General features: G+C 68.5%; 15 protein-coding genes and 1 riboswitch. Of the genes, 14 read left to right on the top strand and 1 reads right to left on the bottom strand.

The window, feature by feature from the left end:
- Positions 1 to 140: 140 nt before the first annotated feature.
- The 11 genes from BKH20_RS05650 to BKH20_RS05600 all read left to right on the top strand — a co-directional run bounded on the left by BKH20_RS05650 (position 141) and on the right by BKH20_RS05600 (position 15,915).
- Complete coding sequence (locus BKH20_RS05650; protein WP_075390284.1) at positions 141 to 2,561, top strand: right-handed parallel beta-helix repeat-containing protein; 2,421 nt, start codon at positions 141 to 143, stop codon at positions 2,559 to 2,561.
- Positions 2,562 to 2,636: 75 nt separating this feature from the next.
- Positions 2,637 to 3,005, top strand: coding sequence for a hypothetical protein (locus BKH20_RS05645; protein ID WP_075390319.1), 369 nt, complete (start codon positions 2,637 to 2,639; stop codon positions 3,003 to 3,005).
- Positions 3,006 to 3,069: 64 nt separating this feature from the next.
- Positions 3,070 to 3,154, top strand: a riboswitch (SAM riboswitch).
- Positions 3,155 to 3,158: 4 nt separating this feature from the next.
- A complete protein-coding gene (locus BKH20_RS05640) occupies positions 3,159 to 4,370 on the top strand; it encodes a methylenetetrahydrofolate reductase (protein ID WP_075390283.1) in 1,212 nt (403 codons plus the stop codon).
- Positions 4,367 to 6,760, top strand: coding sequence for a 5-methyltetrahydropteroyltriglutamate--homocysteine S-methyltransferase (metE, locus tag BKH20_RS05635; protein WP_081381605.1), 2,394 nt, complete (start codon positions 4,367 to 4,369; stop codon positions 6,758 to 6,760). The genes BKH20_RS05640 and metE overlap by 4 nt, the downstream gene beginning before the upstream one ends.
- A gap of 80 nt (positions 6,761 to 6,840) precedes the next feature.
- On the top strand, positions 6,841 to 8,208 hold the full coding sequence (gene hisD, locus BKH20_RS05630) for a histidinol dehydrogenase (protein WP_075390282.1): 1,368 nt from the start codon (positions 6,841 to 6,843) through the stop codon (positions 8,206 to 8,208).
- Between the two features lie 353 nt (positions 8,209 to 8,561).
- Positions 8,562 to 8,810 (top strand): hypothetical protein, encoded by a 249-nt coding sequence (locus BKH20_RS05625; protein ID WP_256277449.1) that lies wholly within the window; start codon positions 8,562 to 8,564, stop codon positions 8,808 to 8,810.
- On the top strand, positions 8,810 to 10,372 hold the full coding sequence (locus BKH20_RS05620; protein WP_075390281.1) for a glycosyltransferase family 2 protein: 1,563 nt from the start codon (positions 8,810 to 8,812) through the stop codon (positions 10,370 to 10,372). Before BKH20_RS05625 ends, BKH20_RS05620 begins: the two co-directional genes overlap by 1 nt.
- Complete coding sequence (locus BKH20_RS05615) at positions 10,369 to 11,088, top strand: hypothetical protein (RefSeq protein WP_081381604.1); 720 nt, start codon at positions 10,369 to 10,371, stop codon at positions 11,086 to 11,088. The genes BKH20_RS05620 and BKH20_RS05615 overlap by 4 nt, the downstream gene beginning before the upstream one ends.
- A gap of 84 nt (positions 11,089 to 11,172) precedes the next feature.
- Positions 11,173 to 12,375: a non-hydrolyzing UDP-N-acetylglucosamine 2-epimerase gene (gene wecB / locus BKH20_RS05610; RefSeq protein ID WP_075390280.1), complete on the top strand. Its 1,203-nt coding sequence runs from the start codon at positions 11,173 to 11,175 to the stop codon at positions 12,373 to 12,375.
- Entirely contained in the window at positions 12,372 to 14,327 is a 1,956-nt protein-coding gene (locus BKH20_RS05605; RefSeq protein ID WP_075390279.1) for a DUF2334 domain-containing protein, read from the top strand. The genes wecB and BKH20_RS05605 overlap by 4 nt, the downstream gene beginning before the upstream one ends.
- A gap of 94 nt (positions 14,328 to 14,421) precedes the next feature.
- A complete protein-coding gene (locus tag BKH20_RS05600) occupies positions 14,422 to 15,915 on the top strand; it encodes a Tat pathway signal sequence (protein ID WP_075390278.1) in 1,494 nt (497 codons plus the stop codon).
- Between the two features lie 65 nt (positions 15,916 to 15,980).
- On the opposite strand, the gene BKH20_RS05595 is transcribed toward BKH20_RS05600, so the two are convergent.
- Positions 15,981 to 18,287: a RecQ family ATP-dependent DNA helicase gene (locus tag BKH20_RS05595; protein ID WP_075390277.1), complete on the bottom strand. Its 2,307-nt coding sequence runs from the start codon at positions 18,285 to 18,287 to the stop codon at positions 15,981 to 15,983.
- A 328-nt stretch (positions 18,288 to 18,615) separates the two neighbouring features.
- Here BKH20_RS05595 and BKH20_RS05590 point away from each other — a divergent pair, with 328 nt between their 5' ends.
- The 3 genes from BKH20_RS05590 (at position 18,616) to BKH20_RS05580 (ending at position 23,108) form a co-directional block, all read left to right on the top strand.
- Positions 18,616 to 19,545, top strand: a complete 930-nt coding sequence (locus BKH20_RS05590; protein ID WP_075390276.1) for a MarR family winged helix-turn-helix transcriptional regulator — start codon at positions 18,616 to 18,618, stop codon at positions 19,543 to 19,545.
- Positions 19,546 to 19,587: 42 nt separating this feature from the next.
- Positions 19,588 to 21,513: a cation:proton antiporter gene (locus BKH20_RS05585; RefSeq protein ID WP_075390275.1), complete on the top strand. Its 1,926-nt coding sequence runs from the start codon at positions 19,588 to 19,590 to the stop codon at positions 21,511 to 21,513.
- Positions 21,514 to 21,800: 287 nt separating this feature from the next.
- Entirely contained in the window at positions 21,801 to 23,108 is a 1,308-nt protein-coding gene (locus tag BKH20_RS05580) for an integrase core domain-containing protein (protein ID WP_081381603.1), read from the top strand.
- The last annotated feature ends 260 nt before the right edge of the window (positions 23,109 to 23,368 follow it).

The raw sequence follows: 23,368 nt of genomic DNA, 5'->3' as shown, positions 1-23,368 counted from the left end.
GTAGCACCCCGCAAGAGCGGCCGGCAGCGAGGTGAGTGAGAGAAGCGTCTCTCAAAAGTATGCGGATATAACGGATGCCAAACAAAATTTATCACGGTAGGGTAACGGCGTTCTGATCACACTACGGAGACGGAGACACCATGAAGCGTCGAATCGTCGCCCAGATGGCGATACTCGCTCTATCGCTGTCGGCGCCTGTTCTGGCTGTGACTCATGCACCAGAAGCCGCTGCCGCTGACGGCAACATCATTCATGTCTCGGCCGAGGGTGGCTCGGACGCGGGAGACGGAACCGCTGCCAAGCCCCTTCAGACCATTGGAACCGCCCTGAAGAAGGCCGGCGACGGAGACACCATCGAGCTGGCCAACGGCACCTACCGTGAGGGCGAGCTCGCTGTCGACAAGGGCGTGACCATCAAGGCGGCCGAGGGCGCCAAGCCGGTCCTCACCGGTGCGGAGGTCCCCACGAGCTGGAACGCCGGCGGCGACGGGAAGTGGTCCACGGGCAAGGACATGGTCCGCTTCTGCACGGTCTGCACCATCAACGCCGACCCCGCCAAGGAGGGGATCGCCGCACACCCCGAGCAGGTGTTCGTCGATGGCAAGCCCCTGACCCAGGTGCTCAGCCGCGCCGAGGTCACCGAGTCCACCTTCTTCGTCGATGACCCCGACCCGGTCACTCTGAAGAACCCGAACAACAACCAGGCCGGCTACAACGTCAAGCCGCACCGCGGCACCTCCTACGTCATCGGCGTCGACCCCAACCAGCACCAGGTCGAGGTGGTCCAGCACTCCCGCGCCCTGTCCTTCAACACCGACAACATCACCCTGTCGGGACTGACGGTGGAGAAGTACTCCGCGGTGCAGCGCTGGGACTACAACGACCCTGAGATCGGCACCATCTCCGGTGGTGGAACGGTTGTGGTCGCTCACGGCGCTCCTCGCATCGAGAACTCCACCTTCCGCTACTCCTCGACCGCCGGTGCGCTGCAGGTCATCGACTCGACCAACGCGGTCGTGTCGAACAACCTGTTCGAGAACAACGGCTCCAACGCCTTCGGCATCAATGACTCCAGCGGAGCCAAGGTGGAGAACAACCTGTGGAGGAACAACAACACCTCCGGCTTCATCACGAAGGACTGCGGCGCCTACTGCACCCTGGCCGACACCAAGATCACCCACGCCAAGAACATCCGCTTCGCCAACAACACCGTGGACTACTCGGCCACCGGCACGGACATCTCCGACCCCGCTGCCTATGACCAGAACCGTGCCGCAGGTGTCTGGTTCGACGAGGGCGTGATGGACTCCGAGATCGTCGGCAACTACTTCGTCAACGTCCCGGTGGCGATCTTCAACGAGGTCTCCTCCAACAACCTCATCGCCTCCAACATCGTGGCCGGGGCCGGTATCGGCATCCACGTCTCCGGGTCCAACGACACCCGCGTGTGGAACAACACCGTCTCCCACGCGCTCACCAGCCTGTGGATCCAGGAGGACACCCGTTCCGACGGCTGCAACGCCCGTAACGCCCAGGGCGTGTGCACCCAGGTGCAGAAGTGGAGCGCCGAGCACGGACTGAGCTGGGACACCACCAACACCCAGGTGATGAACAACATCTTCTCCTCCGAGCAGACCACCCCCATGCCCGGGGACCCGTGGCGCTACTCGGCCATGGTCCAGGTCCTGGGTGGGGCCAACCAGGACGGTTCCGGCGCGGTCTACGCCAATGAGATGGTCTCCAGCATCGACTACGACGTCTACTACCGCCAGGAGAACCCCCAGACCCTGTCGACCACGGTCCTGTGGAACTGGGGCGCCGACCGTATGAACCAGTCGGTCAACGCCGAGAAGCTCGCCGACTTCACGGCCAGCTCGAGCGTCAAGGCCGCGGGTAAGGAGTCCAACGGTCTGGACCTGCACGGCTCCCCGGAGAACAACCCGTTCTTCGTCAAGGAGTCGGCCAACCCGATGGACAAGACCTCGGACTTCCACCTCAAGGAGGGAAGCCCCGCCTCCGGTAACGGCCACGCCCTGCCCGAGGACATCGCCAAGACCCTCGGCGTCAACGCCAACGTTGCCGTGGACCGCGGTGCGCTCGTCAACGTCGCCTGGGGTGGCGGAGCCGTCCCCGGTGCCGGGGACGCCCCCGCTGACAACGCCAACAACGGCGGTAAGGCCGCTAACAACGGCGACAAGGCTGCCAACAACGGTGGCAACGCCAACAACGGCGGCAAGGGCGGCAACACCAACAAGGGCGGCAAGGCCGACAACAACGGCTCCACCGTTGCCGACGGGGCCTCTGACGCCAGCGGCAAGAACACACAGGGCGCCAGTCCCTCTGACTCCAAGGCGGGGGCCGGCCAGAAGAACTCCAGCATCGCCAAGCCCGGCGGCAGCAACGCTCAGGGCGGTCAGGGCCAGGCCGCTGCGGCTGCTGCGGCTACTGGCGATGGCCGTCTTCCTCTCACCGGTGCCAGCATGACCGGCATCGTCCTGGCAGTGGCCGCCATCGCCCTGGGCGGCGGTTTCATCCTGGTGCGCCGTCGCATGGCCGACTGACCAGTTCCGGCCTCGGGGTGGAGGCGCAGCGAGGACGAGCTTGTGACGAGCCCGGACAACCCGGATCATTACACCGTGACTGAGTCGCTCGCCATCACCGTCGGTGCCTACTTCCCAGTGGGGGACAGGATGCGCCGACTCACCCCGAGGCTGGCTGAGGCCACCAACGCAGCACGCTCCGTTCTGATAGAGGTCGCTCAGCACCGTGAGGTCATCACCTACGGCGAGCTCAGCGACTCGATCGGACGGGGCGTGCTGCCGCGTCATATGGGGCCGTTGCTCTCCATGATCGGTCACGACTGCGCTGCTCGCGGCGAACCGAGCCTGGCCTCCCTGGTGGTCTCAGCGGCCACGGGAGAGGTTGGCACCAGGGACGCGAGCTGGGCCCCGCCGCAGCGCCTCGCCTGCTGGGCGGCCTGGGATGAGAACCAGGCCAACGGCTGAGCGGAGCAGTTCTCGCTATATGGGACGACGACGAGGTCGTAGAACCGTCGTGGTTTGATACGCTCAACCATCCAGAGCGGCCGAGAGACCTGGTTCCATGACGCCGCAGCAACCCGGTACGCGGGTGCTTCAGCCAGGACCGATGGAGACGATGTGCACGACAACGAGCCCACCGGGCCCACCGCCGCGGCAGGTGGCCGCGCAGGGGGCCTGAGCAGCGCCGAGACCGGAACCACCCGGCGACTGCCCACCGTCAGCCTGGAGCTGTTCCCCCCTCGACCGGGTAAGGCCGCCTCGGCCACCTGGGGCCGCATTGACAGGCTCCTGGCCACCGGGCCCGACTTCGTCTCGGTGACCTACCGACCGACCTTCGTCACCGATCCCGCTGACGGGATCAGCAGTGGCGGGCATGAGGGGAGCGCGCATGAGTCGGAGGCGGGCCGGTGCGAGGCTGTGCCCCGCGTGCGCGCGGTCCAGGAGCAGACCAACCCCTCCGAGTGCGTGCTCGCCCACGTGCTGGAGTCCAGCACCATCCCCCTCATGGCGCACCTGACCTGCATCGGTTACCGCAAGCAGGAGGCCGTCGACATCGTCACCCGCTTCCTTCGGATGGGAGTGCGGCGCTTCCTCGCTCTGCGCGGTGACCCGCCGGCCGGTACCCGGGCCGACGACGTCGCCGGGGAGCTGCGCCACGCCGACGACCTCGTCCGGGTCATCCGGGAGGTCGAGGCCGACTTCTTCGGTGACGGCAGACGCCACGTCACGATCGCCGTGGCCGCCTACCCGGCCACCAGCGATCACATCGAGGCCATCGAGGTCCTGGCCGCCAAGCAGGCCGCCGGGGCTGACATGGCGATCACCCAGGTGTTCTACGACGCGGCCGACTACGTGGCGCTGACCAACGCCGCCTCCTACGCGGGAGTGAGCATCCCGATTCTTCCCGGGGTGATCCCGCTGACCGACCTGCGTCGGCTCACCCGCCTTGAGGCGCTCACCGGGGTGCGCGTGCCCGCCGGCCTGCGTTCCACACTGGGATCGGCCAGCGGCGCCACCCTCGTGGAACGCGGCATCGGCGCGACGCTCGACCTGGCCACCGCGCTGCTGCGCGCCGGGGCCCCCGGACTGCACCTGTACACCTTTAACCGCACTCGCCCGGCCCTCGACGTCATCAGCCACCTGCGTCTGGGGGGCATCCTGGCCGGAGCCGCGCCCGACCGGGAGGTGCGCGATGCCGTCGACCGCGGATACCTTCAGGCCACACCCGGCCGAGGCCCCTCCTTCCTGCGCCGCGGCTCTCCCGGTGCAGCACTGTCTTCCCTCCACCCCGTCCAGCCCCACACCACCATCACCAAGGAGAATGCATGAGCGCCACCCCTGAGTCGGTCGCCCCCGCCTCACCGGCTGAGATCGCCGTGACCGAGTCACAGGTCCCCTCCACCCCCCTGCCGGGGGCCACCATCCTGGGATACCCCCGCATCGGAAGGGACCGTGAGCTCAAACGCGCCGTGGAGTCCTTCTGGAAAGGGAACCTGAGTGTCGATGAGCTCAGGCACGCCGCCGCCGAGCTGCGCGGGGCGACCCGCTCGCGCCTGAGGGACCTGGGGCTGACTCAGCCCGCCTCGGTACCGGCGGACTTCACCCTCTACGACCAGGTTCTTCAGGTGACCGCCACCCTGGGGGCCGCGCCCGCCCGCTTCCGCGACCTGCTGGACGCCGACGGCGCCCTTGACATCGAGGGCTACTTCACCCTGGCCCGCGGTGAAGGAGCCCGCCCGGCCATGGAGATGACCAAGTGGCTGGACTCCAACTACCACTACCTGGTCCCCGAGATCGACGCCTCCACCCCCATCGGCTACGTCGACACCGCCATCGCCGACCAGGTCCGCGAGGCCAAGGCCGCTGGGACCGAGGTGCGCCCCGTCGTCGTAGGACCGGTGAGCTACCTGCTCATGGCCAAGCCCTCCGACGAGGCGGCTGAGGGCTTCCACCCCCTGGACCGTCTCAGCGACGTCCTGCACGCCTACGGCCACCTCCTCATGGACCTGCACCAGGCCGGTGCCACCTGGGTCCAGCTCGACGAGCCCGCCCTGGTCTCCGACTCCTGGAACGTGGAGCGCCAGCGAGTCCTTGACGCCGTGCGCGACGCCTACACCTGGCTGGGCGCCATCGTGGAGCGCCCCCAGATCCTCGTGGCCGGAACCTACGGCTCCCTGGGCGACGCGCTGCCCGTGCTCGGTCAGGCCCCGATCGAGGCCGTGGGCCTCGACCTCGTGGCGGGCGCCCTGCCCGAGGCCGGCGACCTGGCCGCCCTGGAGGGCAAGGCCGTCGTCGCCGGTGTCGTCTCAGGACGCAACATCTGGCGCACCGACCTGAACCGGGCAATGGACGTGCTCGAGCAGCTGCGCCAGCGCCTTCCCGAGGGCACCCCCATCACCGTGGCGACCTCCACCTCCTTGCAGCACGTGCCGCACGACGTCGAGCGCGAGACCGCCATCGATGCGGAGATCCGCTCCTGGCTCGCCTTCGCCGACCAGAAGGTCGGTGAGGTCATCACCCTGGCCAAGGGCCTGGAGCAGGGCCGTGACGCCATTGCCGCAGAGCTGGCCCAGGACGCCGACCTGCGCAAGCAGCGCGCCGCCCACCCGGGCGTGCACCGCGACGAGGTCCGCGCCGCCGTCGAGGCCGTCACGGACGCCGACCGCACCCGCGCCCCCTACACCGAGCGCAAGGCGGCCCAGGACGAGCGCCTCGGCCTTCCCGAACTTCCCACCACCACCATCGGCTCCTTCCCCCAGACCGCCGAGATCCGTAAGGCCCGGGCCGCCTGGCGCAAGGGGGAGATCGACGACGCCGCCTACGACGCCGCCATGCGCGCCGAGATCGCCAACGTCGTCGCCCTTCAGGAACGCCTCGGTCTGGACGTCCTGGTCCACGGCGAGGCCGAGCGCAACGACATGGTCCAGTACTTCGCCGAGCTGCTCGACGGCTTCGTGACCACGGAGCACGGCTGGGTCCAGTCCTACGGCTCGCGCTGCACCCGCCCCTCCATCCTGTGGGGCGATGTCGCCCGTCCCGAGCCCATGACGGTCGCCTGGTCGGCCTACGCCCAGTCCCTGACCGACAAGCCCCTCAAGGGCATGCTCACCGGCCCGGTGACCATCATGGCCTGGTCCTTCGTGCGCGACGACATCCCGCGCGCCCAGGTCGCCGACCAGCTGGGCCTGGCCCTACGCGCGGAGGTGGCGGACCTTGAGGCCGCCGGCATCGGCGTCATCCAGGTCGACGAGCCCGCCATCCGCGAAACCCTGCCGCTGCGGCGCGCCGACCGCCCCGCCTACCTGGAGTGGTCGGTCGGCTCCTTCCGTCTGGCCACCGGAGGGGCGGCTCCCGCCACCCAGATCCATACCCACCTGTGCTACTCGGAGTTCGACGTCGTCATCGACGCGGTCGACCACCTCGACGCCGACGTGACCTCCATCGAGGCCTCCCGCTCGCGCATGGACATCCTGCCCGCGGTGGCCGAGCACGGCTTCGAGCGACAGCTCGGCCCGGGTGTGTGGGACATCCACTCCCCGCGCGTGCCCAGCCAGGCCGAGTGCACCGAGCTGCTCCAGCGGGCCGTCGCGGCCCTGGGCACCGAGAAGGTCTGGGTCAACCCCGACTGCGGTCTCAAGACCCGTGCCTACGCCGAGACCGAGGCGAGCCTGACCAGCATGGTCGGCGCCGCCCGCGCCGTGCGCGAGATGAGTCTCTGACTCAACCGCAAGTGTGAGGCGGCCCGGGAGACAACGTGCTCTCCCGGGCCGCCTTGTGCATGACCTGTAGGCTTACGGGCATGCTCACCCGCACCGATCTGCGCAGCACCCGACTCTCCGCACGCCAGCTGGCACAGACCCTGCCCCGGGCCACCCTTGACGTCACCGCCGCCCAGGCCGCAGTGGCTCCACTCATCGAGGACGTCCGATCCCGGGGAGCGGCCGCACTGCGTGACGCCGCCGAGCGCTTCGACGGCGTGCGACCCGTTCACCTGCGTGTGCCCGCTGCTGCCATCACCCAGGCGCTCGACGGCCTGGACCCCGCGGTGCGCGAGGCCCTCGAGCTGTCCATCGCCCACAACCGGGCCGGGCACACCGCCCAGGTGCCCGCCGAGCGCACCACGGAGGTGGTCCCCGGCGGCACCGTCACCCAGCGCTGGATCCCCGTTGAAAGGGTCGGGCTCTACGTTCCCGGAGGGCTGGCGGTCTACCCCTCCAGCGTGGTGATGAACGCGGTGGCCGCCCAGGTCGCCGGCGTCGAGCAGATCGCCCTGGCCAGCCCGCCTCAGGCCGAGTTCGCCGGTCTGCCCCACCCCACGATCCTGGCGGCGTGCGCGCTGCTGGGGATCACCGAGGTCTACGCCGTCGGCGGCGCCCAGGCCATCGCGATGCTCGCCTACGGTGCCGACGCCCAGGACGACACCGACCGCGCGGATGCCGGGGGAGAGGTCCTGTGCCGGGGTGTGGACGTCATCACCGGTCCCGGCAACATCTACGTGGCGGCCGCCAAGCGAGCCGTCATGGGAAGGGTTGGCATCGACGCTGAGGCGGGTCCTACCGAGATCGCCGTCCTGGCAGACGCCGGGGCCGACCCCGAGTACGTGGCCGCCGACCTGCTCTCCCAGGCGGAGCACGATCCCAATGCCGGCAGTGTCCTCATCACCGACTCCCCGGAGCTGGCCGACGCAGTCGATGCGGCACTCGAGCGCAGACTCAGCGAGACCCGGCACCGGGAGCGGGCATCGACCGCCCTGAGGGGACCGCAGTCGGGAACCGTCCTGGTGCGCGACCTCGCGCAGGCCATCGAGGTCGCCGACGCCTACGCAGCCGAGCACCTGGAGATCCACACCTTCGATGCCCCTCAGGTCGCGCGCCGGATCCGCAACGCCGGCGCCATCTTCATCGGACCCTACAGCCCTGTGCCCCTGGGCGACTACCTGGCCGGCTCCAACCACGTCCTTCCCACCGGTGGGACTGCCCGGTTCGCTGCCGGACTGAACGTGATGGCCTTCCTCAAACCGGTGCAGCTCATCGAGTACAGTGCGAGCGCCCTGGAGGCCATGACACCGGCACTGGAGGTCCTGGCGAGCTGTGAGGATCTGCCCGCCCACGGTGAGGCGGCCCGTGCCCGCCAGACAGTGAAAAAGGCTGCTGAACACGCATTGTGAGATCGAACTGTGATCTACTCGTGACCATCTCCTGATGCGTCAGACGGGTGGGGACGATGCAGATCTGGATTCATTGACGATTCAAGTGGCGGAATCCCGCCACTTTCAGTCCTTGTGAGCCATCTCCAAGAGGACGCTTATTGCATGGTCGAATGGCACAGTGTTGCAAAGCGTTACTCTATTGTTATATTTGGTGGTGACGCACGGTGCGCCGTGCCCGACGGGCTGAGTTCCCACATCCCGTCATCCCCGGGCGCGTCGCACCGAGGCGTTGGTACCGGCTGGAACTGCTCGCGAATGCGGTGATGACAGTCGGTATCGGCCCTACCCCTTGGATCCAGATGGATGGCCTCATGCACTACTCCCCATTCGCCGCCGGAACCGGACTGTTCGTCGTGTGGTATGTCGCCCCGGCAGGTTCCCCTCCCGCTCTCGTCGCTCGTTTCCTCATCGACTGCGCCGGGCTGGTGTTCGTCGCCATCCTGGCCTTCTTCCTGCTGACCAATCTCTATGGCGCGGCCCGCGCCCTGCTCCCGCGCCCCCGGCGCACCGCCGGACGCCACGTTCAGCAGCGCAGCGGCCTGATGAGTCTGCGAGCGTGATGAGGACCCAGGCCCCGTTTCCGTCTATGAGCTTCGATTCCTCAAGCCCCCTGGGAATCCTCGACCGCATCGGTTGGTGGGGTGCCCTGGGGATGATCGCAGTCGCTCTCGCCTACACCTTCTTCATGCTCATCGCCTCGCGCGGTGCCCCACGGCACGGCGGGCCCTCGCACCCCGATGCCCCGCTGCTCATCGTCATCCTCATGCCCTGCCTCAACGAGGCGGAGGTCATCGGTGCCAGTGTCAGACGGCTCACCTCAATCCCGGACCCGGGCCTGCGCATCATGGTCATCGACGACGGCTCCGACGACGACACCGCCCAGGTGGCCGCCCAGGCCGGCGACGAGCGTGTCGAGGTGGTTCGCCGTCGTCCTCCCCACGCCCGCCTGGGTAAGGGGGAGGCTCTTAACGACGCACTATCGATCGTGCGCTCCCGATGCACCACGGTGTCGTCCTCGCGAGTCGTCGTGGGAGTCATGGACGCCGACGGCAGGCTCGACCCCCACGCCATCGGGGAGGTGCGCAAGGCCTTCGCCCCGCAGGAGGTCGGCGCCGTTCAGATGGGGGTGCGCATCAACAACCGCTTCGGCTCCCTGCTCGCCCGCATGCAGGACATGGAGTTCGTGATCTTCACCGAGGTCTTCCAGCGAGGCCGGCGCCGAGTCCGCAGTGTCGGCATGGGCGGCAACGCCCAGTTCGTCCGCCTCAGCGCGCTCGACGCCCTGGGACCCCGGCCCTGGACCCGGTCGCTGACCGAGGACTTCGACCTGGGGATCCGGCTCAACGCCACCAGCTGGACCAACGAGTTCTGGCCCGCGGCCTCCGTTCACCAGCAGGGCGTGACCAGCATGCGCCGTCTCATGCGTCAGCGCACCCGCTGGTTCCAGGGAAACCTCCAGGCACTGCACCTGCTGCGCTCCGTGGCCCGCGAACAGCGCGGCCTGGGGCGGGCCGACACGCTCTGGCAGGTACTTACGCCCTACCTGCTCCTGACTGGCTCCCTGCTGACCCTGTCCTTCCTCATCACCATGGTGACCGCCGGTGTGGCCGCGGTCCTGAGGTGGGAGCAGTCATGGGCATGGCTCGTGGGGGCCTATGTCATTGCCTTCGGCCCGGCGCTCATCTACGCCTGGATCTACTGGCGCATCGAGCGCAGCGAGGGTCTGAACCTGCTCAAGTCCGTGGGCTACGCGCACCTGTTCGTCCTCTATGGACTCCTTCCCAGCCTCTACGGCTGGCGAGCAGTCGCCCGGGAGCTGACCGGACGCACCGGGTGGGCCAAGACCGCGCGGGAGGCTGAACCGGCTCAAGGAGCGCAGGGCGCGCCCAGCGGGTCGGTGGCCGGCTCCCATGGAGCAGCAGCCGTGGGCTCGCCGCTACCGAGCAAGCAGCGGCCGCCCAGCGAGCCGGTGAGGGTGGAGCCCCTGGCGGCCCCTCAGGGCGCAGGTCCGGGCAGTGCTGTGCCGGCTGTCCCGGCCCGCCCCTTGCTGAACCCCACTGCTGTGATCGTGCGGCGTCCCCGTCCTACAGCCAGTCGCCTGACCAATGAGGAGATGAGATGACAGTTGCCAACGCGCCTCAGCATGCAGGAGCCGTCGACGGTTCTCGTCGCGGCAGGATCCTGCGTCGCGCCCTCTTGACGGTCTGCGTCCTGGCACTGGTTCTAGGAGTCACCGTGTACTGCCACGCCCGAGAGACAGGGACTGAGACGCCGGACTGCTCCCAGTGGGAGATCATCTTCGATGGTTATGGCGAGGCCTCGTGCTCCGAGGGCCTGCTGCGCCTCAAGCCGACGTCGGCCAACTCCCATGACACGACCCACGCCGGTCTGGCCACCTCCACCACGGTCGAGATCGAGGCGGGAGGCGTCCAGACCATCCACACCACGATGACCACCGTCAAGCAGCTGCGAGAGGACGGCGAGCCCAATGCCTGGGAGGTCGCCTGGCTCCTGTGGAACTACACCGACAACAACCACTTCTACGCTCTGGCCCTCAAGCCCAACGGCTGGGAGGTCTCCAAACAGGACACCGCCTACCCGGGATACCAGCGATTCCTGTCATCGGGCAACACACCCGTCTACCCGCCCGGGGAGAGCCACGACGTCACCGTCACCATTGACACGACCAAGTCGTCGGAAGTCACCTTCACCATCATCGTGGACGGGCAGGAGCTCGGAACCGTCACCGACAAGCAGTCCCCCTACCGCTCCGGCACCGTGGCGGCCTACTGCGAGGACTCCGACGTCACCTTCACCCCGATCACCGAGGACAAGTAAGGCCTGCCCTTGACGACAGCGCCGGACTCAACCACCGCTGAGGCCCACCTCGTCCCACTCCCGACACACGACCAGGAGAACCCCATGACAACCGACTCCACGCAAACGGGTGGCCCCCTGAGAGTCATGCTCGTCTACGGCACCCGCCCAGAGGCGATCAAGCTCGCCCCCCTGGTGGCCGCCATGCGCGACGACGAGCGTTTCAATCCGATCGTCGTCGTTACCGGGCAGCACCGTGAGATGCTCGACCAGGTGCACGAGTTCTTCGGAATCGTGCCCGACGACGACCTCGACATCCACTCGCCGGGGCAGACCCTCACCCAGATCACCAACCGCTGTCTGCAAGGGGTGGGGCGGGCGATCGAGGCCCACCGGCCCGACGCCGTCATCGTCCAGGGGGACACCACCTCCGCCTTCGCCGCCGCGCTGTCGGCCTTCTACCACGAGGTGCCGGTCCTCCACGTCGAGGCCGGCCTGCGCACCGGGGACATCTCCTCACCCTTCCCCGAGGAGGCCAACCGGCGGCTCATCAGCCAGGTGACCACGTTGCACCTGTGCCCCACCACCACCAGCCGGGACAACCTGCTGCGCGAGAACACCGACCCGCAGACCGTCAGCGTCACCGGCAACACGGTCATCGACGCGCTCCTGGTCGCCGTCGACCGCCGGGTCCCGCCACCGGATGAGGAGCTGGCCGCAGCACTGAAGGACGCCTCCCGGCGAGTCGTGCTCGTCACCGCCCACCGCCGTGAGTCCTGGGGCGAGCCGATGCGGGCCATCGGCCGCGCCGTCGCGCGCCTGGCCGACAGGCATCCCGAGGTGCTCTTCGTGCTGCCGGTCCACCGCAACCCCAAGGTTCGCGAGGACCTCCTGCCTCAGATCGAGGGCCATGCCAACGTCATCTGGTGCGACCCACTGGAGTACGGCGCCTTCTGCGCACTCATCGACCGCTGCGACGTCGTGCTGACCGACTCCGGCGGCGTCCAGGAGGAGGCCCCCGCGCTGTCCAAGCCCGTCCTGGTCATGCGGGACAACACCGAGCGTCCCGAGGCCGTCGCCTTCGGGGTCGCCGAGCTGGTCGGAACCGACGAGGAGCGCATCGTTGAGAGGGTCTCCACCCTGCTGACCGACGAGACGGCCTACACAGCCATGGCCCAGGCCGCCAACCCCTACGGTGACGGACACGCGTGCAAGCGCATCCTGGCCGCCACCGCAGCCCTGTTCGGCCGCGGTGTCCCCCTTCCCGAGTTCGAACCTGTTCCCACCTCATCGAAGGAGCGTTCATGATCCTCCCGACCCTTGTGTCTGCACGACGACGCCGCTGCGCACTGGCCGCCATCGCGGTGTGCCTGGGCAGCTCCATCGCCGCGGTGGGCCCTGCTCAGGCCGCCCCCACCGCTGGCGCGCAGCCTCCCGTGGCGGTCCAGGCCGCCGCGGCCAAGCCCGCCGGCGGGGCCCAGGCCAACGACGCCGACCCGGCCAAGAAACCGCTTCCGGCTCCGCCCGAGCCGGCCGCTGCGGCCAAGAAGGAGCTCCCCCTCAAGGGCGACAAGCAGGCAGACGTGGACCTCAACAAGCCCGCGCCCGCCGCGGGACAGGTCAAGATCCGTGACCTGAAGCAGAACGCGCCCGAGGTTCCTGCCGGCGCGGTGACCTTCTCCAACCAGGAGGCGGGGCCGGCATCGACCCTGGTTCTGTTCGACACCACCGGTGACTACGCCAAGCTGGGGGAGTACTACGCCCTGAGCATGGGCACCCTGGCCAGCCACTCCGGGACCGTGACGACCCTCCCGGTCAAGGACTACGTCGCCGGCCTGGCCGGTCGCTTCACTAACGTGGTCTACATCGGCTCCACCTACGACGAGCCCCTGCCGCGGGCCTTCATCGACGACACCCTGACCGGCAACATCCCGGTCATGTGGTCCGGCTTCAACATCTGGCAGCTGGCCAAGACCGACGCCGACCGCGCCGCCTTCACCCAGCGCTACGGCTGGGACGCCGCCACCTCCTACATCGACTCCACTGACCGGGTCACCAAGATCAGCTACAACGGCGCCTCCCTGAAGCGCAACGAGCTCAACACCGGTGGCATCATCGCCCCACACATCACCCGCGAGAAGGACGTCAAGGTCCTCGGGCGCGCCGAGTGCTCCAAGCCCGGCGGAGCGGCCACCGCCTGCGCCTCCGTCGCCCAGTCCGGCACCAGCTCCTTCCCCTGGGCGGTCAGCTCCTCGGGAATGACCTTCATCGGTGAGATCCCTCTGACCTACCTGGGTGAGCAGGACCGCTACATCGCAGCCGCCGACATCCTCCTGGACTTCCTCCAGCCCGGTGCCCAGCAGTTCCGTCAGGCCGCTGTGCGCCTGGAGGACGTGACCCCGGACAGCGACCCCGAGGAGCTGCAGGCGATCGTCGACTATTTCTACAGCCAGAACGTGCCCTTCCAGATGGCCGTGGTGCCCAAGTACATCGACCCCAAGGGCACTGAGAACGACGGGGAGCCCAAGGAGCTCACTCTTGAGGACGCCCCGGAGCTGGTGGCCGTCATCCAGGACGCGGTGAACAAGGGCGGAACGATCGTTCAGCACGGCACCACTCACCAGTTCGGGACCCTGGACAACCCCTACAACGCCGTCTCCGCCGACGACTTCGAGTTCATCCGCTCGTGGTGCTCGGCCACCAACGACACCAAGGCCCCGGCCATCGACTGCCAGGACAAGTCCTTCGTCCAGATCGGGGGCGCCCTGCCCGGTACCTCCCAGGAATGGGCCTCCGAGCGCGTGGATCAGGGACGCCAGATCTTCGGGGAGGTCGACCTGCCGACTCCGGAGATCTTCGAGACCCCGCACTACTCGGCCACCCGTGAGGCCTACTACGGAATCGGCGAGCACTACCCGGTGCGCTACGAGCGCGAGCTCCTCTACGCCGGCACCCTGACCAACACCCAGGCCGGTCCGTTCGACTACTACGGGCAGTTCTTCCCCTACGCGGTCAACGACCCCTACGGGGCCCACGTCCTGCCCGAGAACCTGGGCAACTTCGAGCCCAACGAGATCAACCAGCACCCGCCGCGCCTGGCTCAGGAGATCATCGACGCCGCCAAGCTCAACCTGGTCAACACTCACGCCACCGCCAGCTTCTTCTTCCACCCCTACTACCCGCTGGCCGAGCTGAAGAAGATCGTCGCCGGCATCAAGGCCGAGGGGTACACCTTCGTGCCGGCCTCGGAGCTGAGATGACCACGACGCCGACTGTGAGATTCAGCGGTCTCGGAATCACGGACATGAGACCGTTCGGTCGAAATGTCTCTCACAAGACTGGAATACTGCTTCCATGACATTCGAGACCAACCGCAGAGGGATACTGGCGCTCCTGGGTACTGGCATTCTGGGAGCGTCAGTGTCCTCCTGCGGGCACGCGAACGTGATCCCGCCGGCCGTGGGGGACGGGGCCACCACCCACCTGAGCCTTCACATCAGTGATGCTCAGGGCAACGCCCTCAACCTCGAGGCGCTGCGACGCATTCAGTCCAACGGCAAGGGCGAGGTCGGCTATGACGACGCGCTGCTGGATGCCAAGACCCTGGAGGTCATCGCCGTCGGCCCGCTCTACCAGGACGAGGGCGGTGCCGTCGGCATCGATGTGCCCACCGGACGCGAGTGCACTCTGACCATGTCGTGGCCGACCAGCCACGGGTACTCGGCACTCATGGCGGATCTGCCGGCCTCTGGCGAGCATGATCTCCTGGAGCTGGCGGCCCGAACCCTCCACGAGAGGCAGCCCGAGCGCCTCCAGCAGGCCACCGCGAAGGGCTTCAAGGGTGCTGACGAGGCGGGAAAGCTGCGCGCCTCCGCCCAGCAGTCCCTGGACGCCTGTTCCAAGGCCCAGTCCTGGACGGAGCGGGGCCGCCTGGCGAACTCCGCCCTGGAGTCGGCCGCAGGGGCCCAGCTCTCCCTGGACCGGGCGCTGGCCGCTCAGGCGCCGCAGGACGCCGTCATCGGAGTGACCTTCACTCGGGTGCCCACGTCCGCGGAGGTTGCCGCCGCGCTGGCCCCCAGCGGCCCCGGAGGCGGCAAGCGGAAGGTGTCGGCCCGTCTCGTGATCGGTGACCCCAATGACGCCGAGGAGATGGCCGGCTGGCGCAGCACGGTGGAGGCCCTGCACGCGCAGGGCGGTCAGGCCCTGGCCCAGATCTGCGACTCCCACGACATGGTCTCCCTGACCGACTCCGCCTGGGACACTCGGGTCGACACCCTCATCAAGGCGCTTCCCAACGTCGACGCCTGGGAGGTCGGTAACGAGATCGGAGGGGACTGGTTGGGCGCCGGGCCGGTGGCCAAGGCCCAGCGAGCGGCTAAGGCTGTGCGTGAGCGCACCAGCGCCACGACGGTGCTGACCCTGTACTACCAGCTCGGGCAGGCGGACCCGGCGTACTCCCTGTTCAGCTATGCCGCCAAGGAGATCCCCGCATCGATCAGGGAGCTGGTTGACGTCGTGGGACTGTCGGTCTACCCCCAGCTCCATCCGCTGGGTACAGCAGCTGACCGGATCCTGAGCACCCTGGAGGCCGCCTTCGCCTCCTCCCGGCTTGCCGTGACCGAGCTCGGGTACGGGGGCGAGGACCTCAACACCGGCCCCTGGTGGTTCGGCTCGGCCTCCGACCCCGCGGTGGCCCGCACCGCCGTCGCCGAGCATGTCACCGGCGCGGCACTGGGGCGATCCGATGCCTGGGGAGCCCCCTTCTGGTGGTACTACCTCGAGGACCAGGTCGGAACCCCTGGGGGCCAGGTGGCTCCGGCACTGGCCGCCGTCTCCACTGGTTTCTAGGGCACTGGGCTTCTAGGACTTCGGGGCCGGTGGGCGATGCCTGTTCAGGCATCGCCCACCGGCCCCTACCTCTGCGCCAGGACGAAGGGGTGGACCGCCGCCGCCCCCGCCTCACGCAGGAGGAAGGCCGATAGCGTGAGCGTCCAGCCTGAGTCGCTCCAGTCGTCCACGAGGACCACGACGCGCTCGCGCAGCTCGTCAAGGGCCTGAGTCGCCCACTCCTGGAGCGTCAGGCTTCGGGCCACCTGTGCCAGGCGAAATGCAGAGCCCACATCGTGCTGCGGCGGATCCTGACCGGCCAGACCCACGACGCCCAGGGCCTGTGCGCCCAGCCGTGTGGCCACGGCGTGCCCCAGCTGGCGGACCATGCTGGGGCGGGTGCGGGAGTCCACGACGACGACGGCCGGTGGCCGGCTCGGACGGCTCACCTCGGCGGCGTCCTGCTCATTGCGGATGATCTCAGCGAGCCGGTCCACCGCCTCAAGCACCTGAGGCCTGATCACCACCGGGACCTCGCCGTCGGCGGCGGAGGACACCAGCTCGCGCAGCGCCACCGAGGTCCCCAACCCATCCAGCCTGCCCACCGCCAGCCCGGTCGCAGCCTGACGGTCGGCTCCGATGCGGCCCTTGAGATGGCTCAGGCCCAGTCGGTCCATCCCGGTGGGCCACTGGCGGCGTGCCCGCAGCTCGACCCCTGCGCGCCCCAGCGCCGCTCGGGCGGCACCGACCTGCTCCTGGTCGGGGGCGTCAGGCAGGTCCAGGCCCCCGCACAGGTCGCAGGTTCCGCAGCGCCATCCCGGCTCAAGCTGGGGGTCATCGAGCACCGACCTTAAGAAGGCCATCCGGCAGGGGGACGAGCCCTGCCCGGGGGCAGGAACGGCCCCGAGACGCTCATAGGTGAGCATCGCCTCCTGCTCGGCCCGGCGCGCGGCCTCGACTCGCGCATAACGCTCGGCGTCGTAGCACCAGGGCCGGCCAGTGGACTCCCAACCGCCACGAACCCGGCGCACGGCGCCGTCAACGTCAAGGACCTTGAGCGTGGACTCCAGCCGGCTGCGTCGCAACGAGGTCACCGTCTCCAGCACCGCTGTGGACGCCGCCCCACCGCCCCCGGCCCTGCGCTCCTCCAGGGCGTCCAGGACCACGCGAACCTGCTCCTCGGGCGGGAAGCCTTGCGAGCCGAACCACTCCCAGATGGCCCGGTCCTCCGGGCCGGGCAGCAGGACCACCTCAGCCCGCTGCACACCACGACCGGCGCGGCCCACCTGCTGGTAGTAGCTCACCGGTGAGGACGGAGCCCCCACGTGCACCACGAAGGCCAGGTCCGGCTTGTCGAAGCCCATCCCCAGAGCGGAGGTGGCCACCAGCGCCCTGACCCGGTTGGCCTTGAGGTCCTCCTCCAGGCGCTCGCGCTCGGTGGCGTCGGTCTGCCCCGTGTAGGCGGCCACCTCCGCACCTGCCGCACGCAGGTACTCGGCGACCTCCTGCGCCGCCGAGACCGTCAGGCAGTAGACGATGCCGCTGCCGGGAGTGCGGCGGATGTAGGCGGCCAGCCAGGCCAGGCGGGAGGCGGCATCCGGCAGCATCCTGACCCCCAGGTGGAGAGAGTCGCGCTCCAGGGACCCCCGCAGCACCAGGACCTGCTCGCCGCCTGCCCCGCCTTCCTCCAGGGACGCCCCCAGCTGTTCAGCGACGTCGGCGCTGACCCGGTGGTTCGCGGTCGCCGTCGTCGCCAGAACCGGGGTGCGCGGCGGCAGGCCGGCCAGCAGGGTGCCGATGCGCCGGTAGTCGGGGCGAAAGTCATGGCCCCAGTCCGAGATGCAGTGGGCCTCGTCAATGACCACCAGCGCGGCGCTCGCAGCCAGATGGGGGAGCACCTCATCGCGGAAGACCGGGTTGTTGAGACGCTCCGGGGAGACCAGCAGGACATCGACCTCACCGGCGGCCACCTGGGCCTGAATCTCATCCCACTGGGTGACGTTGGCCGAATTCATGGTCACGGCCCGGATCCCGGCGCGGCCTGCGGCAGTGACCTGGTCACGCATGAGGGCCAGCAGCGGCGAGATGATGACGCTGGCCCCGGTGCCGGAGCGCGCACCGGGGGAGGGCGGCGGGACGCCCGGACGCCAGGCTCCCCAGCCCTCTCGCAGCAGGACCGTCGCCACGAAGTACACCGCCGACTTGCCCCACCCGGTGCGCTGGACCACCAGCGCGCGGCGGCGTGCGATGACAAGCGCCTCGATCGCCCGCCACTGGTCCTCACGCAGGTGCGCGTCGCTGCGACCAACGAGCTCGCGCAGGACGGCCTCGGCGCGCTCGCGAACAGGGCTGCCCATCCCTGGGGATCCCGATGTCATGGTCGTCTGAGACATGCTGCAACGCTAACGCCGGCCGCTGACTTCCACTGCCGACTACCGGATTCCACTGACGTCCATCGACGTGTCTGCGCGGCTGCGGCTGTCGACACAGGTTCCGGGACCGGTGCGGCCAGACACCGGTTGAAAAGTGACTCACAGCATACAGGTACCTGTCATAACTCCTTGACCAAAATCGGAAGGTGCCTGTAGTTTTGATGTCGTCAAGATACAACAGGCACCTTCTGAAGTGTGGTGCCGCACTGTCCGCGACGGCCGCGCGAACCGGTGTCGACGGGAACGCCAGCAGATCCGCACGGGTGCCTTCACGAGTCAGGAGAAGCTCATGAATCCCAAGAGCATCAGGAACACCGAGCCGAGCACCACCTCACACGACACTCAACACGTCGCCTATCAAGGCGCTGAGACGGAGACCGATATGACGAACAGCTCCCACCCCCATGTTTCCAAGGACGCTGACGGTGCAGCCTGGTCGCAGCACCCGCAGCGGGCCTCCCTTCACGAACGATTCCGGCGCTTGCAGCACCTCATGCGCCGCAGCCGCATGACGGCGCATCGCGACGGCCCCTTCGCCGACATCACGCGCGGCCGCGGCCGGGTTCTGGCCGCCCTGCGCATGCAGAGCCCGATCCCCACCCGAGACCTGGCCTTCCTCCTCGATATCCGCCAGCAGTCCCTCAACGAGCTTCTCAAGAAGCTCCAGGCCGATGGCCTCATCGAACGCAGGCCCAGTCAGGAGGATCGTCGGGTCATGGTCGTCCACCTCACCGAGGCCGGTCGCAGTACGCCACTGAGCGGGCCCAGAGCCGACTACCTCGAGTCTCTGACCGATGAGGAGGTCTCAACCTTGGCTCGGCTTCTCGACAAGATCATCGACTCCCTGGAGACTCAGCTCGGGCCGGATGAGGACGGTGAGCGCGGGCCGCGCTTCGCCGGCGCCCGTCGTCGCATGGGCGAGGAGCGCTTCGAGGCCATGATGCGCATGCGCGAGCACGGTTTCGGCCCCTTCAGCCCCTTCGGCCCCGGCTTCGGCCCGGAGGTCGATGACGTCGACCCATCAGCGGACTGTGGCAGGCGACGTAGGCGGGCGGGCCACGGTGGGCCGCGCCGCGGGGGACGTCCCCGTCAAGGCGGCGACGCTCTTCTTGGAGAGGACTTTCCCGAGCGTGGGGACCGTAGGTTCAGAGCCGGTCGTGCACGGCGCACCCCTGGGGTAGGTATGGACTTCCCCGGCTTCACCGACCACGACTGCTGAAGCCCCAGCGTCATCGCCGATGCACTTGGATACCCTTGGCCCATGGACCTCCTCATCATCGCCGTGCTGGGCATTCTGGCCATTGCGGCGGCCTCTCAGCTCAGCGACCGCATCGGGGTCGCCCCGGCGCTGATCCTCCTGGCGGGTGGGACAGCGGTGGGCTTCCTGCCCTTCATCCCGGCGATTGAGCTGGACCCCCAGGTGGTCCTGGAAGGAGTCCTTCCGCCGCTGCTGTTCTCCACGGCGGTGAGCATCTCCACCATCAACTTCCGCCGCGAGCTCGTCCCGGTGGCGGTGCTGGCCATCCTGCTGGTGCCCCTGTCCGCCGCGGTGATCGGCGCGGTCCTCACCCTCCTGGTCCCGGGGCTCTCTCTGGCCTGGGCCATCGCCATGGGAGCGATCCTCAGCCCCACCGACGCCGTGGCCATCTCCATCGCCCGCCGGCTGGGAGTCTCCCAACGCATCATCACCGTCCTGGAAGGGGAAGGACTGCTCAACGACGCCACCGCACTGGTGGTCCTGTCCTCCGCCGTCTCCGCGGCAACATCCGGCGGCGTCAGTGTCGGAGGCGTGCTGGGCGGCTTCGCCCTGGCGGTCCTCGTGGCCCTGGGAGTGGGCTGGCTCGTCGGCGAGGCGAGTCTGCGGGTGCGCTCCCACATCACCGACCCCACCGTGGACACGGTCGTGTCCTTCACCGTGCCCTTCCTCGCGGCGATCCCGGCCGAGCACATGCACGGCTCGGGCCTCGTGGCAGCCGTTGTCGCCGGGCTCATCACCGGCCACCGCGGCCCCCGGATGCTGCCACCCGCCCACCGTGTAGCCTCACGGACCAACTGGCACACCGTCGAGCTCACCCTGGAAGGACTCATCTTCCTGGTCATGGGGCTGGAGTTCTTCGGCATCGTGGAGAAGGTCGGCGCCTCAACTCTCGGTGTTGTCCGGGCCATCGCGGTCGCTGTCGTTGCTGGGGCGCTGACCGTCGTCATCCGGGCGCTCGTGGTGACACCCATGCTCAAGCTCCTCAGCCACCGGACCGCGCGCTGGGCGATCCACTGGCAGGAGAACGCGGAGGCCATCCACCAGTTCCAGAATCGCTGCTCGGCCATCGTGCGTGGAGAGGCCGAGATGCCCCCGGTTCCCTGGGACCGGCGCCCCTTCGCGCAGGTCCAGCGCAAGCTCCGCCAGGCGACCAACCACGAGAGCATCGCCCGGCGCGCACACAGCCTCTCCAGCCGGGTCAGACGCCGAGGCGCCGACCTGGACTACTTCGCAGCCGAGCCCCTGGGCACACGCGAGGGCGCCGTCATCGTCTGGGCGGGAATGCGCGGCGCCATCACCCTGGCCGCCGCCCAGACCCTGCCGATCACAGCGCCTCACTACTCCTTCCTTCTCCTGGTGGCCATGCTCGTGGCCGCCGGATCACTGACGATCCAAGGACTTTCGCTGCCCGCACTGGTCCGCGTCGTCAGACCCGCCATGGCCGGCCCCGCCGACGAGGAGGAGAAGGCCGCCGTCATCTCGCTGCTGGTCAACGCCGCCCGCGACGTCGCCTCCGTCGGTACTCGCGGCGCCTCCCAGCACACCGCACCCACCGGTGCCGCAGGCCCCGGCGCCTCGGGCGCTCAAACGACGACGAGCACTCCCGGGCTGGACAAGGTCTCACCGACTGCCCCCGACCCCGAGAACAACGAGAGCCTCAGCCCCACCACTGAGCAGCACGGCCTCGTACGCAGGCAGGGCGACGACGTCGTCGTCTCTCCAGCAGTCGTCGCCAAGGCCTGGGCCGACCCCACCTGGCGCCACGACGACCTCGCCCCCATGCGAGAACGAGCCCTGGACATAATCCGAGCCCAGCGCGAAGCCCTTCTCGACGCCGGCGACGAGGGCCTCTACTCGGCCGACTCCCTGGAACACGCCCTGAACCGCCTCGACTTTCAGGAGATCATGCTCACCAGCGAGCCGCACTGACAACGCCCCCAAGCAGGACGCTGCGACCGCCGCCCTCAGTGCCGAGAGCACTATGCTGTCCCCTCATTTCTGAGACATGTGAGTGTCGTGGCTTCTGAGGCACTCGCTCGGGCAGGGTCCCTGGGCAGGCAGTGGTCCTAGAGACGAGGGTGGCCGCGTAGGCCGGCGTCGCGTTCGTACCTTATGCCTCGCGTTCGGGGGTTCAGGGTACTGTGTTGTCTCATGACTTCTGAGAGTTTCGGATGTCATGACATCTGAGACACTGGTTGGGTGGGTTGCCTGGGGGTATGGGTAACTCGATTTCGCCGTCTGGGCGTGAGCAGGTCATAGGCTTCGACTCCAGGACCAGTGGGATGAGTGTGGAGGAGTTCTGCGCTCAGGTGGGTATCTCGCGGGCATCGTTCTACCGGATACGCCGACGCGCTGAGCACGAGGGACTGGCTGCCGCGCTGACGCCGCGTTCACGGGCTCCGCACCACCCGGCGCGGGTGTGGGACCAGGGCACTGATGAGCGCATCGCCCAGGTGCGAGCCGACCTGCTGGCTGCCGGCCGGGAGGCGGGGCCGGTCTCGGTGTGGTGGGTGATGAGCCAGGGCGCCAGTGTCCCGGCTCCCTCGCGCGCGACGATCGCCCGCAGCCTGCGCAGAGCCGGCCTGGTGGTCCCCGCCCCGCGCAAGCGGCCCAGGACCTCCTACAAGCGCTTCACTCGCAGCGCGGCCAACGAGCTGTGGCAGATCGACGGCTTCCAGTGGCGCCTGGAGGACCGTGTGGTGACCGTCTACCAGGTCGTTGACGACTGCTCACGGGTCATCACCGCCCTGCGGGCCTGCTGGGGCGGTGAGAGCGTGGCAGGCACCCGCATGGTCCTTGAGGAGGCCTTCACCACCTGGGGGCGCCCGGCGGCGATCCTGTCTGACAACGCGCTGGCGTTCAACACCAGCCGCACCACTGGTCCGGGTGCTACCGAGAAATGGCTGGCCTCCCTGGGGGTACGTCCCATCAGCGGGCGGGTGGGCCACCCCCAGACCCAGGGCAAGGTCGAGCGCTCCCACCAGCCGGCCGCCGCCTGGCTGCGCGCTCACCCGGCCAGCACCCTTGAGGAGCTCAACACCGAGCTGGACCGCTTCACCAGCTACTACAACACCGAGCGTCAGCACCAGGGCCACGGCGTCGCACTGACCCCGCTGAGGGTATGGACCCAGGCCCCCAGGGCCCTAGCCAGCCCGGCCCCCATCGACCTGGATCGCCTCCCAGCCGGCGGCGGCCCCATCAGCCTGCCCGACCCCACCGACCCGGCCGGCTCGGACAGTGCCGTGGACCGCGCCCGACGCACCGTGATGTCCAACGGGTGCGTGTCCTACAAGGATCGTGCCCTGTCACTGGGCAAGGCCATGCGCGGCACCGAGGTCACCCTGATCGAGTACCCCACGCGCCTGGACCTCTACGACCCCGACGGACGCCGCTTCGTGTCCCTGCCCTGGCCCCAACCCACCCAGAGGCAGCAAGGCAACCGCTCCACCATCGACACCAAGAAACCGCCCTACAGACTCATCCCGCTACCACCCCGACACCACCGAACATCTCACAAGTCATGACACTCAAACGTCTCAGAAGTCATGACACCCAAACGTCTCAGAAGTCATGACACCCAAATGTCTCAGAAGTGAGGAGACAGCACAGGGGGTTCAGGGTACGAACGCGCGACCTACCCTACGAACGCGAGGCGCTCACCCAAGGGTGAGCCCGGAGGCCGGGCTGAGCTGGTCAGGCGTGGTGCGTAGCACGGTCCCCCGGCAAGCCGCCCAACCGGTGTCTCAGAAGTCATGACGCTCATCTGTCTCAGAAGTCATGAGAC

The sequence above is a fragment of the Actinomyces oris genome (assembly GCF_001937445.1).
In the GTDB taxonomy this organism is placed as follows: domain Bacteria; phylum Actinomycetota; class Actinomycetes; order Actinomycetales; family Actinomycetaceae; genus Actinomyces; species Actinomyces acetigenes.
Note: the sequence above shows the minus strand (reverse complement) of the source record. Positions and strands in the feature narration are given on the sequence as shown.